Source organism: Wolbachia endosymbiont (group A) of Andrena helvola (assembly GCF_964028415.1).
Taxonomy (GTDB): Bacteria; Pseudomonadota; Alphaproteobacteria; order Rickettsiales; family Anaplasmataceae; genus Wolbachia; species Wolbachia pipientis.
Genome location: NZ_OZ034779.1, coordinates 1483261 through 1499063, shown reverse-complemented (window position 1 = coordinate 1499063; position 15803 = coordinate 1483261). Strand labels below are relative to the sequence as shown.

Sequence of the window (15803 nt, the reverse complement as noted above, 5' to 3'; positions counted from 1 at the left end):
GCGACCTTCCAATAAGCAAGTTGCCGCAATTATTTATAATATGGCATAATTGCCCAGTTTTAATGTAAAATTAACGCTAAAGAGGTATCTATACATTTTGTTATGTATGGAGGAGTCTATGCTAAGTTCTAAAAAAGATATTAACCAACAATTGCACGACACTATATACAAAAAGGTAACAAAAGAAAATCATAAATATGGAAGCCCACAAAAGGGAGATGGAACTATCAAAAAATGCATAGAGTTGTTCAAGGAAGGAGCTAGTCCTGAGGTATTAACTGAATTAGAAAAATCGCTGAGAGAACAATTAGAAAAATCACCAGAAAAACAAGAGGAATATCAAAAACATTATAAGTATTATATCGAAAACTTTCTTCCTGCATTGAAAGATGAAGTAATAAAATCAGAAGAACTAGCTGTACCTACAGTATTTAACAATGAAAGAGAACAATCACAAAGACCACAAACAATAAGAGGAAAAATAGTAAAAACAATTTTGGATATTACTAACAGGAGCAGCAGTGTAAGCTCAATACCAAATGCTGTTGAAGAAAATATTGAAGATCAAATGCAGCTAAAACATATTGAAGAGCAAAACAACACACAAGAAACACCCTTGAATGTAGCTGAGAAAAAAAGTGGTGATAATAAAATACTTAGTAATTCAGATGTTGCAGAGGAAGTGTTTGAAAAATATAGCAAGGTTGTGAAAGAAATAGAGGAGAAGAAAACTTCTAAACTCAGTAGTGGCAATGACTCAGATAGTGGAATAGACTCACCTAGAACGAGTAAAGAAAGTTTGAAATCACCAGTAAGTAGCAGAAGGAGCAGTTTAACTTTAGTAACAAGCACTTCATCTGAGGAAAGTTTAAACTCAACATTGAGCTCTGTTGAAGGAGATAATGGCTTACAACCAGAGGGTGGAGAAAAAACTGAGTTATTAGAATCAAATTTGGAATCCCCAAAAGAAAACGAGACTCAAGTGCAGCCAGAGCAGACTGTAAAAAAAGAGCCAAAAATGCAAGAAAATGAAAACTCAGATGGTCAAGCAAATCCAGATCAAGTTAAGAAAGATATCCTACTTAAAAACCAACCCAATAACAGAAATCTTCACGTTGCACTTGTAGCAGGTTGTGCTCTCTCCACAATAGGGTGCATTGTTGCAGGAGCAATGACATCAGGATTGATAGGAGCAGGACTACTTGCTATGGTTGCAGTGCTTGCTATAGCAGCAGTAGCTGAATTGCATTCAAACTTCCTATCAAGTAAATTAACATCCATTAATGTGAGTCCTCTTGTTGATGATAAGAGCTTACAGCATGTTCGCAGCGGTAAAAATTAAATATGTGTTACTTGTAGTGGATAAGTGAATTCAGTTCTTGCCTATTGATATAAAAGTTGTTATATTTGAGGAATGTTTAAAAGGTGTTTAGTTGATGCGCATTCAATTGAATAAAGTTTTGGTTTTTATAGCCTTATTAAGTTTCATTTTTGCATCATATTCTAGCGAAGCAAGTTCGGCGAGTGATGAATTAAAGGGTATACAAGAAACGGTAAAAAATTTTATTTCTTCATTTTCAGTTAAAGATACTGTAGAAAATATGAGTCCTTCAACAATCATAGGGTTGTGTATAGCTGCAGTGATACTTGCAGTAGTGTTCAGAGGTCTAATCTTTTTTATGATAATGTTTGGTGTACTGGTCCTGATGTTCGGTAGTACAGAAAAGGCAACAGACTACTTAAAAGAAAAATTTAACTTTGCAAAAGATATAAAATTACAATCCGATAGCGAAAAAAAAGATAAAAATTAAGATAGTATTTTTATCTTTTTTAATTATCTTTATTGAATACGCATATGCAGTTAAAAGTACCAACAGTTAACTCTAAGCTTAAAAAAAAGAACAACTTAGCATTACTAGAAAGCATTGATTTAGATTTTGTTCCTTATGCTTGTCATTACGATGAAGAAACCATACTAACAAAACAGGGAGAATTGTTAAAAATAATCAAGTTAGAAGATTATTCTTCTGTTGATAACTACAGCGACCTCAGAACTGAAATTAGAAAAAGCATATCAAAAAATATTAATAGCCTGTGTTTTACCGTTTGGATTCATACCGTTAGAAAGCGCAATAAACTGAGCTTGAAATGGAATAAAACTGAAGACTTCTCTGACAACCTACATTCAACGTGGTTTAATAAACTAACTGATAGTAAATTACAGTATATAAATGAACTATACATTGTAATATTGTTTAGCGATTTTGGCAAGCATACTAATAATTCGTTTTTTTTCAATAGAATAAAGAATAAGCATAAGTTGTCTTTACAAGAAAGCCATCAGGAGTTGCAAAAGATAACTGACGTAATTCAAGATGATTTAGGACCTTTTGGAGCTAAAAAACTGAGTCTAAGGTTTAGTGAAGGTAAAATATATTCTGAAATGATAGAATTTCTCCACTATATTGTTACATTAACGCACAAAGATTATCCAATACATGAAAGGGACCTGTCGCAATATATTAGAAATTTTAAAATAGCTTTTGGTTTCAATACGTTTCAAACAATATTTGAAAATCAACAGAAATTTGGCTCTATTTTCAGCATAAAAGAATACCGGGAAATCTCTTTAGGTAATATAGATAGATGCTTGCAGCTTGAATCTGAATTTATCATTACAGAAATAATGATATTTACTAGTAATAACAAAGCAATAAAAGAATTTAAAAAACAAATCAACATGCTGCAAATTAGTGAGGATAATACCTTACTTAAAAGCTCAGGAATTGAAGAAATAATAGAGCTTGAAAAGACCTCTAGTATAGACTTCTGCCAACAGAAAATTATTTTTACAATATTTGCAGATGATAGGAATAAGTTAGCTGAAAGTATTAGTGATTTATCTTCTATAATGTCATTAGTTGGCTTCATGATGTTTAGAACTGATTTACATATGGAAAGTCATTTTTGGGCACAACTTCCAGGCAATTTTGCTTTTATTACGCAACCGAAAAATATCTTAACAAAATACGCTTGCAGCTTTGCTATGCTGCACGATTTTACGTCAGGTACATTAAAAGGAAGAAGGTGGAAAGAAGCGGTAATGATTTTTTTCTCAAAAAAAGGAAATCCTTACTTCTTTAATTTTCATGGAAAAAGAAATAATGGCCATACTACGATACTCGGAGCTCCAAATTCAGGCAGAACTTCACTCATTAATTTTCTATTATCAGAATCAAGAAAGTTTAACCCAAGAATTGTCATATTGGATAACACTGGAAAATCAATAATTTTTACTAAAGCAGTGAGTGGTAAATATTACATAATCGATCCAAAATATAAGGACAAAAGCCTAAAATTTAATCCACTAAACATTGAAGATAGTGCTTCCAATCGCAATATGTTGGTTGAACTGATCAGAAGAATGGTAGCCGATACGAGCTTGGTGGACGTAGAAGAAAAGATAAGAAAAATTGTGGATTCTATATTTGCTATACCCAATGAATCACGTTCTATTTCACAAATTTCTGAGGTGCTCTTGCTCCTTGGGGGTAAGATAAGTAGATGGTGTGACGATGGTGACTTTGCTTACTTATTTCAAGATGGTGATGAATCAGATATTGACTGGGAAACAAAAATTATATCTCTCAACACCGCAAACCTTACAAAACAAAAGGAATGTATGTCCGTGATACTTTACTATTTTTTATATTCTTTTGAGGCAAAATGTGATGGCTCGCCTGCAATACTTGTTTTGGATGAAGCATGGGAGATAAGTAATATTTTTCCTACAGAGAAAGAGTTTGATAACTGGATGCAAAGAATGACGGAACTAAATGTTGTAGTAATCCTAAGTACTGAGAATTTAAATCTCGCATTTGCTAGCAAATTTACTCAATATTTAGATAAACATGTTGATACAAGAATCTTGATGCCGAACGTCAATGCAAATAGATTATACATGAAGGCATTTTCTCTATCGAAAGAGGAGCTGAATATAATTCTGCAGACGCCAACACAGGAAGGTTTATTTTTGATAAAACAGTACAAAGGATTAGTAACCTTAAATCTGGATTTGAAGGATATGCAAGAAATACATGTACTTTCAGCTAACAAAGAGACTATAAAGTATATGTATGAGGCAATAAAAGAAAAAGGAGAAGAAGTTAATGAGTGGTTACCGGTATTTTATGAGAAGTGTAAGGCTTAATTTCTTATTGATATTTTTTTTGATACTTGGTCTTTCGTATCAAGGATATGCTGATTGTCCAACATTTGTAGAAAGTAATACTTGGTGGGAAGCAATAGTTGGTGGAGATTGGGTAAAGGAAATTAAGGTGCAAGCAATAAAAGATCAAGGAGTTGATGGTTACTTTAATCCCAAAATTAGAGTATGTGCTTATGATGGACAAAGTTATTGTTATGACTTACAAAGTGGGGAATCCTGCCGCCAGATATATGGAACGCAAGGTACAGGAGCTGGAGTTTCTGCTGCAGCTTTTATCGACTGGGAAGGAGATAAAACAAAAGCTGGAGGAGAAATTGCTCGGGGTCTTAAATGGGAATGGGCAGACGGTGTTACTGATGAGGAAAAAAGAAGATTCGCTAACTCTCTTAAAATATGTGCTTGCAGTCAAAAAGGGGCTTGTATGTCAGGAATTTCTTCATGGGGTTCTAGAGTATTTTCGGGTGAGAATATTTTCCGTCCTGGGGAGATGGAAAAAGTCTGTGATACCTGCTACCAAACGGCAGTAAAATGTGCTCCTGTTCCACTTGCACCTGGCCCCCCTCCATTTTGTGAACAACTTGCAATGTCGCTTCCACAAGTTAGAATTGTTCCTATAACAGATAAAGACAATGATTACTTTAATCCTAAGGTTAAGGTAATCATTGGTGATCTGAAAGGAAGAGACGGAGAGATTGGAGAAAAATTAGATTTCCCTAAAGGGTATGGAGAAAATAAAGCTGAGTGGCGCTCTATTTTAGACAAAGATGGCATCACGTACTACTTCAAAACTTATAGAGAAAAAGATAAGCTCTGCGCTGAATACCTTGGAACTCAAAGTATAGATGAAAACAATCCACAGTTCATCCGCTGTTTTCCTGCACCACCTGCTCCAGAACCTGAGATAGTGGAGATAGTAAATGCAAATACATTGAAAGTAGAAATGAAGATGAGTGAGAGCACTTGTGCTAAAGCACATGGAACCTATAGTAATGGTTCCTGTACTTTTAATGTTAATACTGACCTCAACCATCCTATAAACATTGGCCCCCTATCTTTAAAAGTAGTAAAACCAGCAATAGTAGCAAAAACAACTGATAGTAATATTGATAATATTATAGAAGGTATATTAGAAAGTAATCCGCAACAATTTAAAGTTCTGAAAGAATATGGCTATGTTCCTGATGTGCAAATTAAATGTTCTAAAGGCGGAAGTTTTTATAATTTTAATGATTTTGAGAAAAAGTTAAAAGACAAATCTATTCAATGTGAATTTAATAACTCTGGGCAGCCGGAAATAGAAGTAAAGTATAAAGGAAATTCTAACAGTAAAATGCTTTGTCTTTCTGGATGGCAGCCAGAACCAGAGGAGTTTGTTCTTAAAAGAGAAAATAAAATAATACCACTAAAATTAATGGGAACAAGATATACTAAATACAATGCTGTTTACTCCAAGGAATCAAATCAGTTCTATTATCTTCCAAGCAAGGAAATAGTTTACCCTTTGAAAGAAACTCAAGAGAGGTTGGATAAAATAATATTTAATAAGCAAGAGTATGTTTTCTTCCCTGATGAAAATGAGCAGAAGAAGGAAGAATGCAGTTATTGTGTGAAGAAAGATAGCAAAATAGACGAAAAATTAAAATCTGGTGAAGGACTGAAAGTAGTATACAAATTGACGGATGTAGAGCATAAAGAAGGATGTGAGCAAGGTGATGATGGTTGCATCTGCTTTGATGGAAAGTGTAGCCGTTCAAAACAATATTTGAATAAAAATGAAGATGATAAGCCATTCTACTTAAGGTATGAGGAAGTGGATTGTAAAGATAAGGATGGTAAAGTATTAAGAGATGAAAAAAATGAAGTACGAAAGTGTACACAATTAAAAGATCAACTGATTAAAGCAAACAGAACAGAGGTTTTTTACGCTGATAAATTGTGTAGGTTCGATTTAGAAGGTCTCAAAAAGAAATTAAAAGAAAAATTAAAAGAGATAATCAAGGAACATCTGAAAAATAAGAAACCAGATCTTGAAAAAAATAATGAAAAATCCTATGATCATAAAAATAAAGATGTTTATACAGATGACTTATCAATAAAATTTGATCGTATTAAAATAGAAGCGTGGGGAAGTGGTGAAGCAGGTCATATACAAGGTAGTGGCTGTGACAATCAAAAATGCCATTCTACTGAAAGCAGAGTAGGGATGCCAGGAGATTATATTAAAGCTAAACTGAAAATCGATCCTAATTATCCTATAATTAAGGTGCAAGTCACAGAGGGAGGGGGTAACCAGGAAAGTAACTTCTCAGATAAGGACGGGGGACCTGTTTTCATAGAAATGTGCAATTCGCAGAAGCAACATTGCCAGCAACTGATTACTGTTGCAGGTGGAGGTGAGTATAGAACATACGGTGGTAAGGGTTATGAGGAAACAGTAATTCATAAGCAAGATTTAAAGCTAGAGGAGAAAATTGTAAAGGCAGATAAACTGAAGTCTACACAAGACAATCAAATAGCATATATAGAAAATGGTGAAATCAAGTATGAAACAGTAGAGTGTGGAAGTGGTTTGAGAAGCAGTAGATCTGGTGCAGGTGGCTGCATTAATAAAAGCAAAGGAATTTATGGTAAAGGCTCTCCAGGGTATGTGAAGATTAGACCTATTATAAAGGAATTTGACGAAGAAGAAATAAATGCTGCTATTAAAAAAGTAATAGAGGATCTATACGATCTTGAAACTATGACTGATTTTTGGGTAGGGGATCTTAACGTGAATATAAGTGGGATAATTAAAGAGGAAGTCAAAAAAGAATTATCAAGGTAAAAAGATATAGCTCTGGAAATGATGCTCTTGTTTTAATAATTAATTAAAGTAAAGCATGTAGTAAATGGTGTAATTGCTGTATCTTAACAAAAAGGTATAACGAATGTAGGAGGGTGCTTTATGTCTCTAAAGAATAAAATTTCTGAGTTAATAGAACAACAATTTAGCATTAAATACCATGACAATTATTTGGCTTACACTATACATAATTGGGCTGCAAGCGAAATATCTGATTCTATTACTTTTTGCATAATTGGTTGTGGAAATTGCAAGATTGGATATCAAGATGTTGCAAAGTCATTCAACATAACAAAAGAAGAAATTGACCAAGGTAATATTGCAAGCATAGAAAGTAAAATAAAAAGTGAAGCTGAAAAATCAGGTAGCGAGTTTTCTGAGTTGATTTCTAGAGTGGATCAATCGCTAAGAGAACAAAGTGAAAAGTCTATTGTACAAATTTTAGATTCATCCGCTGAGGAGATGTTAAGGAGTTTCTGTGATAGCCCTGTACAGTCTCCAGAGCATGAAGAAGTCAGTGCATCCTCTGCTTCACATGAAGAGCATGCTACAGAAGGCCTAGAAACTAGTGTTAATTCAGATCTTTTGTCAACCTAATCAACCCCATATATATGTTTTTTTTGTACCCATGCTTTGCGTTTTGGGGTGGAAAGAAAGCACCATTCTTCGTTGCATTTTTCTATCTTCATCACAACAAACTTGTCTATTTTCATAGTAATCTTGCTGTCTACACTCTGTTTTTGATATCCATAAGTATCTTCTTTTACAATCGCGTAGCGCTTATCACTAAGAAGATTGCCTTTTATCCATCCGCAGTCTTCATCTATATCGCAGACCTTTTTCCAACTCTCAAACTCTTCTATCACTTTCAGGGGCAGATTTTTGCAAGTGTATATCCATTTTACAGGATAGTGAAACCCTGGCCCCGTTCTCATGTTGATCTTATTTGATTTGGTTGAAACAAAGTTGTTAGCAAACAAGCTATGGCTAAATAATAAAAACAATAGGATAATAGTACTGAACCAAGATCCCAGTGTCACGCACTGGGATAACGTGAGGGATAGTGTAACAGACTTATTCATCATAATTCACGATTAGGTTGACATAAGATAAAGAGTAAATTAAAAATTGAATAGATCTTTAAATGCAAAATCAATGCCTATAGAAATATTAATGCCTGCTCTTTCACCAACAATGAGCAAAGCTGGAGGAAAAATTGTAAAGTGGCATAAAAAAGAACAAGACAAAGTTGAAGTAGGCGACGTAATTGCTGAGATAGAGACTGATAAAGCCATAATGGAGTTTGAATCTATAGATGAAGGAGTTTTAGCAAAAATTTTAGTAACAGAAGGAACAAGTGGCGTGCCTGTAAATCAACCAATAGCTTTAATGCTGGAAGAAGGAGAAGATGAAAGTGCACTTAACAACTATACTTCAACTTCCATCAATAGTGCAGTTAAAAAGGAAGTGACAAAAAGTGCTGTTGATAATCAAAAATCAGAACACCAAGATTTAAACGGAAAGCCAATAAGTCATTCTTCGGTGTCATTCCAGCGCGTGACGCTGGAATCCAACCCCTCAATGTCATCCCAGTGCTTGACACTGGGATCTAGAAAAGAAGAATGGATCCCAGTGTCAGCTACTCAGATGACAGAGGGTTATGCAGAAGGTAGAACAAAAATAAGCCCATTAGCTAAGAAAATAGCTCAAAATGAAGGGGTTAATGTGCAGCAATTAAAAGGTACAGGACCATATGGTCGCATAATTAAGGCTGATGTGTTGGAGTTTTTAGGCAGTGGTATACATACTGAAAGTCCTGAGAAAGATACCATAGTTGAAGTAAGCAACATGCGCCAAGTGATAGCACAGCGCCTGACTGAATCAAAACAGAATGTTCCACATTTTTATTTAACTGTAGACTGCCAGGTTGATAAGTTAATATCGTTAAAAAACGAGATTAACTCAGCAGATGAAAACAATAAAGTAACAATTAATGATCTAATCATAAAAGCTGCAGCTTTCAGCATGAAAAAATTTCCTGATATAAATTCTTCGTGGATAGATAATAAAATACTGAGATATTCAAATATAGATATTTCAATCGCTGTGGCACTTGAAGATGGGCTAATTACTCCTATAGTAAAAAATGCTGATAAAAAGGGTATTTTATCTATATCAAAAGAAGTGAAAGATTTAGTAAGCAGAGCAAGATCTGGAAAATTGAAACCTGAAGAGTTTCAAGGAGGAGGGTTTACTATCTCCAACTTAGGGATGTTTGGTATAAAAGCCTTCAGTGCTATAATCAATCCGCCGCAATCTTGCATTATGGCAGTTGGTGCATCTAAAAAACAACCAATTGTTATGAATGAGAAAATAGAAATAGCAGAAATAATGACAGTAACGCTCTCTGTTGACCATAGAGCAGTTGATGGGGCACTCGGAGCAAAGTTTTTAAATGCCTTTAAGCATTATATAGAGAATCCTCTGGTGATGCTTATTGAAACTGCGGTAATCTATTAGCATTGTTATTACAAAATTAATACCTCTAAGTTTATACTTTTATTAGTTAATAGGTTTAGAGGTAAAAAAATGAATACTACAGTAGAAAAAAATAATCCAAAAATTTTTCCTCAAAATGAAGGAAAGATTAACTCAAAAGGCATGGTTGCCCCACCTGTTCCTCCGAAATCTTCCCAAGCTAAATTTGCTGGAATAAAAGCAATTTTTGAGCGAAATGTACCTCATTCTCAAGCAAATGATAGTAATAAAACAGTGAGTAGCAATCTTGGAAGAACATTTGGCCCAACAATGCAAAAACTCATGGAAGACAACATTCATAGCACTCCTAACAAACAACGCCGCAATTCAGGGGATAGTGGTATCAGTGATATTAGTAGCAGCACTTCTGATGATGAGGATAGAACAATAAAAGATAAAATGATGGAAAATGTTAAGCAGGATAACCATCAAAAAAGCTTTGATTTACATAAAGTACAAGCAACTGATGAATTAGAAACCGTAAAATTTCTCAAAACGCTAAGCAAGAAAGAAAGAGAAAAACTTGGTTTTTCTCCTAAACAGCAAAATAACCAAAAGGTTGAGACTAGCAAAAAAACTTATAATCCACTTGATTGGAATCCAATCTATCAAGGTAAAAAGCTCTTTAGCTTAGGCAATATGTCGAGTAATTCGTCTTCATGTAGTGAAAAAAGCAATATTTCAGATGTAAGCGATAAGTCTAATAATTCAAACATTGTTAGATGTAATATTACTAGGAGTAACAGTAAGGAAGACCTTCGTAAACCTGATGCTTCACATAATGACAAATCTGCAGGTAAAAAATTATCTAATGTCAATGTAAGCGAATTAATCAGAAAGTTTGAACAAGGTAATGACATAGTAAAAGGGCGTTAATCAAATGTTACCCTATCTTTGTATATGTAAAGGTAGGGTATCTTTTCAAAATAGTATATCCTTTATAGCTTTGTTAATTTTTGACTCCCTCTCTGCAAAAGCAGTTTCTAGAGAGGTTTTAAGTTTTTCCCATTCTTCTTGACCATTTAGAACTAAAGATTTATATTCATTTTCAATTTTTTCCAATGCTCTTTGATATGAAAAACCTAATTCCTCATATATATCAATATTTATCGATTGCAGTATTACCAAAAATGAAAACAAATTCGGATCAGGTAATTCTTCTCTTGTGTGATTCAGAAGACACAGCTTTATTTTTTTTACGCAGTATTCTATTGTTTTTAACGATAGTGACAGGCTTTCTGCATAAAATATAAAACTATCTACAATCAAATTTTTTGACTTTTTCGGTAATTTAATATTTTCAAATAGTTCTTTTGTAAATTTTTCTATCGGTTGTTTTGGCAAATGTAAAGAGAGATCAGTAAAAGATTTTAGGTCAAAATTTGGTCCAAGTATTGTGCTGATTGCTCTTTGTACATTACTCTTATCTTTACTTACAGAAATAATGAAAACCAGCCCCTCCACATCAAGCATATACTTTATAGATTCCAAAAAATCGACAACGAATTTAGGACGGCACACATCAAGATTATCCACCATTATATAAATGTTTTTGTCTTTTCTGATTTTATTAACCACATCCGCTAACTGTGTTTTAAAATCTCTAGTACTCTCTTTTCTTCTTTGGAGAAGACTTAATTCACTCAAGACAAAACCTATGTCTTTTTTATCAGCCTCTTTTGCAGCATCAAGAAATACTGAAAGCATAGCAAGTGGAGATTTACTGATCAGCTTTCCTAGTGTGTTTAGAGAAAATAGCTCTTGGTTTATGTTCTTGAACTGTTGTATAACACTTCTTTTTACTTTATACGATACAAATAAATCTTCAAATAGGAAATTTAAAAAAGAAGGCAGTGGTTGGTCCAATGCATTGATATCCCATGCACTATAATAAGCTGCAATTTCATTTTGCTGTTTTAACTCTTTTACCCATTCTTTCAAAAAAAACGTCTTGCCCCATCCATCATATCCTTCCAAAGATATTATTGTAAAAGACTGATCAATTGTTTTAATTATAGTGTTGAATTTACCTGAAAATTGCTTATAGTTTAGGTGGTTATTTTCCCAAGCCACCACTTTAAGTGGTGGCACTATTTTTTTCTTTTTGAATGTTATTAGCGATATAAGTTTTTTTAAGCACATGTCTTATTTTATATTTAACTCATATTCTTGTCTTGAAGTAAGTGCTATCCTCAGCGTTCCTTCATCAAGATAGTCAATTTCTCCGCCCATTGGTATGCCGCAAGCAAGGCGTGATATTTTCACATCCAAATTTTTTAGCAATTCAATTATATATTGTGCAGTAACTTGGCCCTCTAATGTCGGATTAATTGCGATAATTATCTCTTCAATTTTAGACTCTGTCACTCTTTTCAGAATAGTGTCAAGGTTGAGTTCTTTTGGACCTATGCCATTTATTGCAGACAATCTGCCACCCAAAACATGGTATAAACCTGAATATATATTTCCTTTTTCAAACGCCCATAGATCACCTAATTCTTCTACTACACACAGTAACTTAGTGTCACGTTTTGGGTTAGTACAAATAGAACAAGGTGACTTAGTATCTAGATTTCCGCAAACTTCACACTCTATTATAAGATCTGCTAGCTCTTTAATCAAAGATGCAAGTGGTAGCATAACTTTTTCTTTGTTTTGGAGTAAATGTATAACTAACCTGCGTGATGATGATGGCCCTAAACTTGGCAATTTAGAGAAAGCATGAACTAGATTTTTTATGTTAACGTTCATTCAATAAATTCAGAATAGGCAGTCAAATGGTAACATCAAACCCTTTGTAAAGAAAGTGGTAAGTTTCTCTTGATCCCACTTTGATCAGCTATAGAAAAAATTTTTTACTTTAACGAAAAAAATTACTTCCGCACACTTAAAGCCTGATTATAATAGACTTCTTGCATAACCCAAACTAAGTAGAAAAAAGGTATCATCCAAGTAGCTGACACTGGTTCCTTTATGACGGCAGTACCTTCTCCTGTCATACGAGCAGCCAACTACTTGGATCCAGGAAATTTAACTCTACCAAGTAAATGTACAATAAGAACTAGATTCCAGACTGGAATGACAGCAGTCCTACGTCATACCGCGATTCATTCTCGGTATCTCTAGATCCCGCTAACAAGTAGCGGGATGACGGTTGTCAGGCTAGCTGTCATCCCAGTGCCCAGACACTGGGATCCAGAAATTTTAATTGTAAGTAAGCATACTGGGTTGATAAGTATAAAAGTAGCTAGAAAATAAACATTTTTGATGAGATTATATGGAAAACTGGATGCCAGTGTCAAGCACTGGCATGACACCCTTCACGGACTTTTAAATTACTTTAGCTATAAATATTAAGAAATTTACCAAATGAAAAAAAAGGCAAAAGAAGCCCTGGGGTTATTATCCGCTTTAAAATATTGGCGTTTTTTATGTTTTAAACGCTTGACAAGCGAGATTCAGCCGCTTTTAATTGCAACTAACTTACGCTGCAAATGTTTAAGAAATTTACTAAGCAGAAAAAAAGACAAAGAATCCCCGAGTTAGCTAGTCTTTTACTATCTCTGTCGAGTATTGGCATTTTTTGATGTCTTGTAACGCTTTATAAGCGCGTTCAGCTTATTTAGATAAAAACCTAGATGTAGATGAAGTTTTGTAAAGACATACAGTATCTATATACTGCAAAAAATTGAACATAAGACGCCGATACATTAAGTAATCCTTACCTTTTAATCTGCAGATTGGCGAAAGCAAATACAATAGCTTCAGTTTCATGATAAGGGGGCTGGCGGAGGGTGTCAAGCAAGTTTTTTCGTTTCTATGTTGTCAGCTACTTGGATGACGCCAATCTGAGTTAACTATACCAACTCACATTCAGCAAAAAAGAAAGCTATCTCCTTACGAGCATTTTCTAGACTATCCGAGCCGTGGACTCTATTTTCACTAATATCATCAGCAAAAGCACCCCTGATTGTGCCTTTATCTGCCTGCTTTGGATTGGTAGCTCCCATGATTTGTCTGTATTTACTTACTGCATTTTCACCAACTAAAACTTGAACTACCACAGAACCAGAGGTCATAAACTCTACTAATTCCCCAAAAAAAGGCCTATCTTTATGAATTTCATAAAACAGCTCTGCTTGTTTTTTTGTTAGTAACATCATTTTTTGTGCTGTGATTTTCAGCCCAGATTGTTCGATGTAGGAATTTATATTGCCTGTAATATTATTTTTTACTGCATCAGGTTTTAATATCGAAAGTGTTCTCTCAATTGCCATATTATTTCCTTATATAAAATAGTATATTTATAGATTTATTTTATTGTAAATTTTGATTTGATAAAAGCAGTTTTTTATTTATAGTTAAGAATAAACCATCAAGGAGGTATTGTATGGGTGAATGTTGTAAAAATAACACTACTAAACAAGCTGAGCCTACCACTAAAAAACAAGCTAAATCTACTACTAAAAAATTAGTAAGTAACTTTAAGTCATCACTTTTTTGTGGAACAAAAGGATTTTTAACTTTTAATTTGGCCTTTTTAAGCTTTTTGGAATATAGCTTACATCATAATACAGAATTAAAAAAAGGTGCTGCTTTTGCAATGAAAAGAAACACTATTCCATTTCTTGAAATGACAATCATAGCACCGCTTGTTTGTTTTGCACTGCCAGCTATGCTAGGCAGTATGAGCCTCATGCAATGCGCACTTTTATGTGCTTCCTTAATGATTGCCACATGTTTTATTGTCAGAACTTTTCATCTGCGTGAGAAGTTAATGGAAAAAATCACTAACCATAGTAGAAAAGAAATAGACGCGGAATTTAAGAAAGATACTATAAAATTTCCTATCTTTGATCAAAATAGAAAACACACCGAGTATAATTTGCCTAACTCAGGGCGACTACTGGATGAAACAAATAGCACCTCTCTTTTCGTTAAAGTTTTACTTTTTCCCCTCAAGGTTCTTCTGAATGTCCTGCAAAGTTGTATAATGCTATCTTTAGCTGCTGTTGAACTTCTTGAAACGGTACCAAGTCTTTTTGTCGATACATTTTTCGATTGGAGCTTCACATCTACCAAGAGTAACCTGCAGAGATCAGGTCATTTATTGTATGCAAGTGTAAGAAATTTAGTGCCCATAACTAAATTTGATGAGTGTGTAGCTAATTTTATAGGCACCCCAAAAGTAACTTGTTGTAGTAGTGCGTAGGTGAAAAAGGCAGTTATCTTATTTAACCTTGGCGGACCTAATTCATTGAATGCGGTTCGTCCTTTTTTATTCAACCTTTTTTATGACAGGAGAATAATCAATCTACCGAATCCCTTTCGGTTTCTTTTAGCAAAGTTTATATCTGCGAAACGAGAAAATACTGCACGAGAAATATATGAGCAAATCGGAGGCAAATCGCCGATTTTGGATAATACGAAAGCACAAGTTAATGCTTTAGAACTAAAATTAAATGAAGATAGAAACCATGTATACAAGGTATTCATCTGCATGCGCTACTGGCACCCTTTTGCCGACGAAGTTGTTAAAAGTGTAAAACAATTTGATCCTGACGAAGTAATTCTGTTGCCACTGTATCCACAATATTCAACTACCACAACTCTGTCATCCATCGAGAATTGGCAAAAAAATGCTAAACGGTATGGCCTAAAATGCAATACAAAAATGATTCACCGTTATTATGATAACCAAGATTTTATTGAAGCTCACGCTAATCTGATAGCTAAGTACTATAAATTGGCTAGCAAAATCGGTAAACCAAGAGTCCTATTTTCAGCCCATAGCTTACCTCTTAGTATCATTAAAAAGGGCGACCCTTACGCTTCACAGGTAGAAAGAAGCGTAGAGTTAATAGTAGAAAAGTTAGCTATCAATAACTTAGATTGGTCAATATGTTATCAGAGTAAGATTGGTCCTGTAAAATGGCTAGAGCCAAGCACTGAAAGTGAGCTATTACGCGCAAAAGCTGATGGTGTACCTGTAGTTCTATCACCTATATCTTTTGTTTCTGAGCATTCAGAAACTCTAGTTGAACTTGATATAGAATATAAAGCAATTATCAAGGATGGATATTACTTTCGTGTGCCAACTCTCAGTACCGATCCCTTGTTTATAAGATGCTTAGCCGATTTGTGCATAAATCTCCCTTAAAGTCCTGATTCATAGGGCTTTTCTTTTAGGATTTT

The 15803-nt window shown here is 34.2% G+C and carries 14 protein-coding genes; 10 read left to right on the top strand and 4 right to left on the bottom strand.

From position 1 onward, the window contains the following. The first annotated feature begins 118 nt into the window (after nt 1-118). From ABWU73_RS07745 to ABWU73_RS07725, 5 genes are all read left to right on the top strand, one after another. Nucleotides 119-1342, top strand: a complete 1224-nt coding sequence (locus ABWU73_RS07745; protein WP_264329821.1) for a hypothetical protein — start codon at nt 119-121, stop codon at nt 1340-1342. A gap of 94 nt (nt 1343-1436) precedes the next feature. Beyond that, nucleotides 1437-1811 carry a hypothetical protein gene (locus ABWU73_RS07740; protein WP_022626145.1) on the top strand — a complete coding sequence of 125 codons (375 nt, stop codon included), beginning with the start codon at nt 1437-1439 and terminating at the stop codon, nt 1809-1811. 44 nt (nt 1812-1855) lie between these two features. Then, a complete protein-coding gene (locus ABWU73_RS07735; protein WP_264329822.1) occupies nt 1856-4210 on the top strand; it encodes a type VI secretion protein in 2355 nt (784 codons plus the stop codon). Then, nucleotides 4191-7052: a hypothetical protein gene (locus ABWU73_RS07730; protein ID WP_265017797.1), complete on the top strand. Its 2862-nt coding sequence runs from the start codon at nt 4191-4193 to the stop codon at nt 7050-7052. The genes ABWU73_RS07735 and ABWU73_RS07730 overlap by 20 nt, the downstream gene beginning before the upstream one ends. Nucleotides 7053-7172: 120 nt before the next feature. Further along, a complete protein-coding gene (locus ABWU73_RS07725; RefSeq protein WP_264329824.1) occupies nt 7173-7667 on the top strand; it encodes a hypothetical protein in 495 nt (164 codons plus the stop codon). Here the strand turns inward: ABWU73_RS07725 and ABWU73_RS07720 are convergent. After that, nucleotides 7664-8155, bottom strand: coding sequence for an SH3 domain-containing protein (locus ABWU73_RS07720; RefSeq protein ID WP_007551030.1), 492 nt, complete (start codon nt 8153-8155; stop codon nt 7664-7666). The two genes, ABWU73_RS07725 and ABWU73_RS07720, sit on opposite strands and share 4 nt — an antisense overlap. A 70-nt stretch (nt 8156-8225) precedes the next feature. Here ABWU73_RS07720 and ABWU73_RS07715 point away from each other — a divergent pair, with 70 nt between their 5' ends. Next, nucleotides 8226-9590 (top strand): pyruvate dehydrogenase complex dihydrolipoamide acetyltransferase, encoded by a 1365-nt coding sequence (locus tag ABWU73_RS07715; RefSeq protein WP_010963079.1) that lies wholly within the window; start codon nt 8226-8228, stop codon nt 9588-9590. 69 nt (nt 9591-9659) lie between these two features. After that, the gene (locus tag ABWU73_RS07710) at nt 9660-10484 is read left to right on the top strand and encodes a hypothetical protein (protein ID WP_007550761.1); all 825 of its coding nucleotides are present in this window, start codon (nt 9660-9662) and stop codon (nt 10482-10484) included. A 45-nt stretch (nt 10485-10529) separates the two neighbouring features. On the opposite strand, the gene ABWU73_RS07705 is transcribed toward ABWU73_RS07710, so the two are convergent. Together ABWU73_RS07705 and recR are read right to left on the bottom strand one after the other, a co-directional pair. Beyond that, nucleotides 10530-11750 carry a P-loop NTPase fold protein gene (locus tag ABWU73_RS07705; protein WP_010082095.1) on the bottom strand — a complete coding sequence of 407 codons (1221 nt, stop codon included), beginning with the start codon at nt 11748-11750 and terminating at the stop codon, nt 10530-10532. A gap of 3 nt (nt 11751-11753) precedes the next feature. Continuing rightward, entirely contained in the window at nt 11754-12359 is a 606-nt protein-coding gene (gene recR / locus ABWU73_RS07700) for a recombination mediator RecR (protein ID WP_010963080.1), read from the bottom strand. A 396-nt stretch (nt 12360-12755) separates the two neighbouring features. On the opposite strand from recR, the gene ABWU73_RS07695 reads away from it, so the two are divergent. After that, nucleotides 12756-12866: a WPE palindromic element domain-containing protein gene (locus tag ABWU73_RS07695; RefSeq protein WP_080717651.1), complete on the top strand. Its 111-nt coding sequence runs from the start codon at nt 12756-12758 to the stop codon at nt 12864-12866. Between the two features lie 599 nt (nt 12867-13465). Here the strand turns inward: ABWU73_RS07695 and ndk are convergent. Then, the gene (ndk, locus tag ABWU73_RS07690; RefSeq protein WP_264329872.1) at nt 13466-13885 is read right to left on the bottom strand and encodes a nucleoside-diphosphate kinase; all 420 of its coding nucleotides are present in this window, start codon (nt 13883-13885) and stop codon (nt 13466-13468) included. 113 nt (nt 13886-13998) lie between these two features. On the opposite strand from ndk, the gene ABWU73_RS07685 reads away from it, so the two are divergent. Beyond that, nucleotides 13999-14820 carry a hypothetical protein gene (locus ABWU73_RS07685; protein ID WP_264329873.1) on the top strand — a complete coding sequence of 274 codons (822 nt, stop codon included), beginning with the start codon at nt 13999-14001 and terminating at the stop codon, nt 14818-14820. Next, nucleotides 14821-15768: a ferrochelatase gene (gene hemH, locus ABWU73_RS07680; protein ID WP_265017796.1), complete on the top strand. Its 948-nt coding sequence runs from the start codon at nt 14821-14823 to the stop codon at nt 15766-15768. It begins immediately after the preceding gene. Nucleotides 15769-15803: the final 35 nt, after the last annotated feature.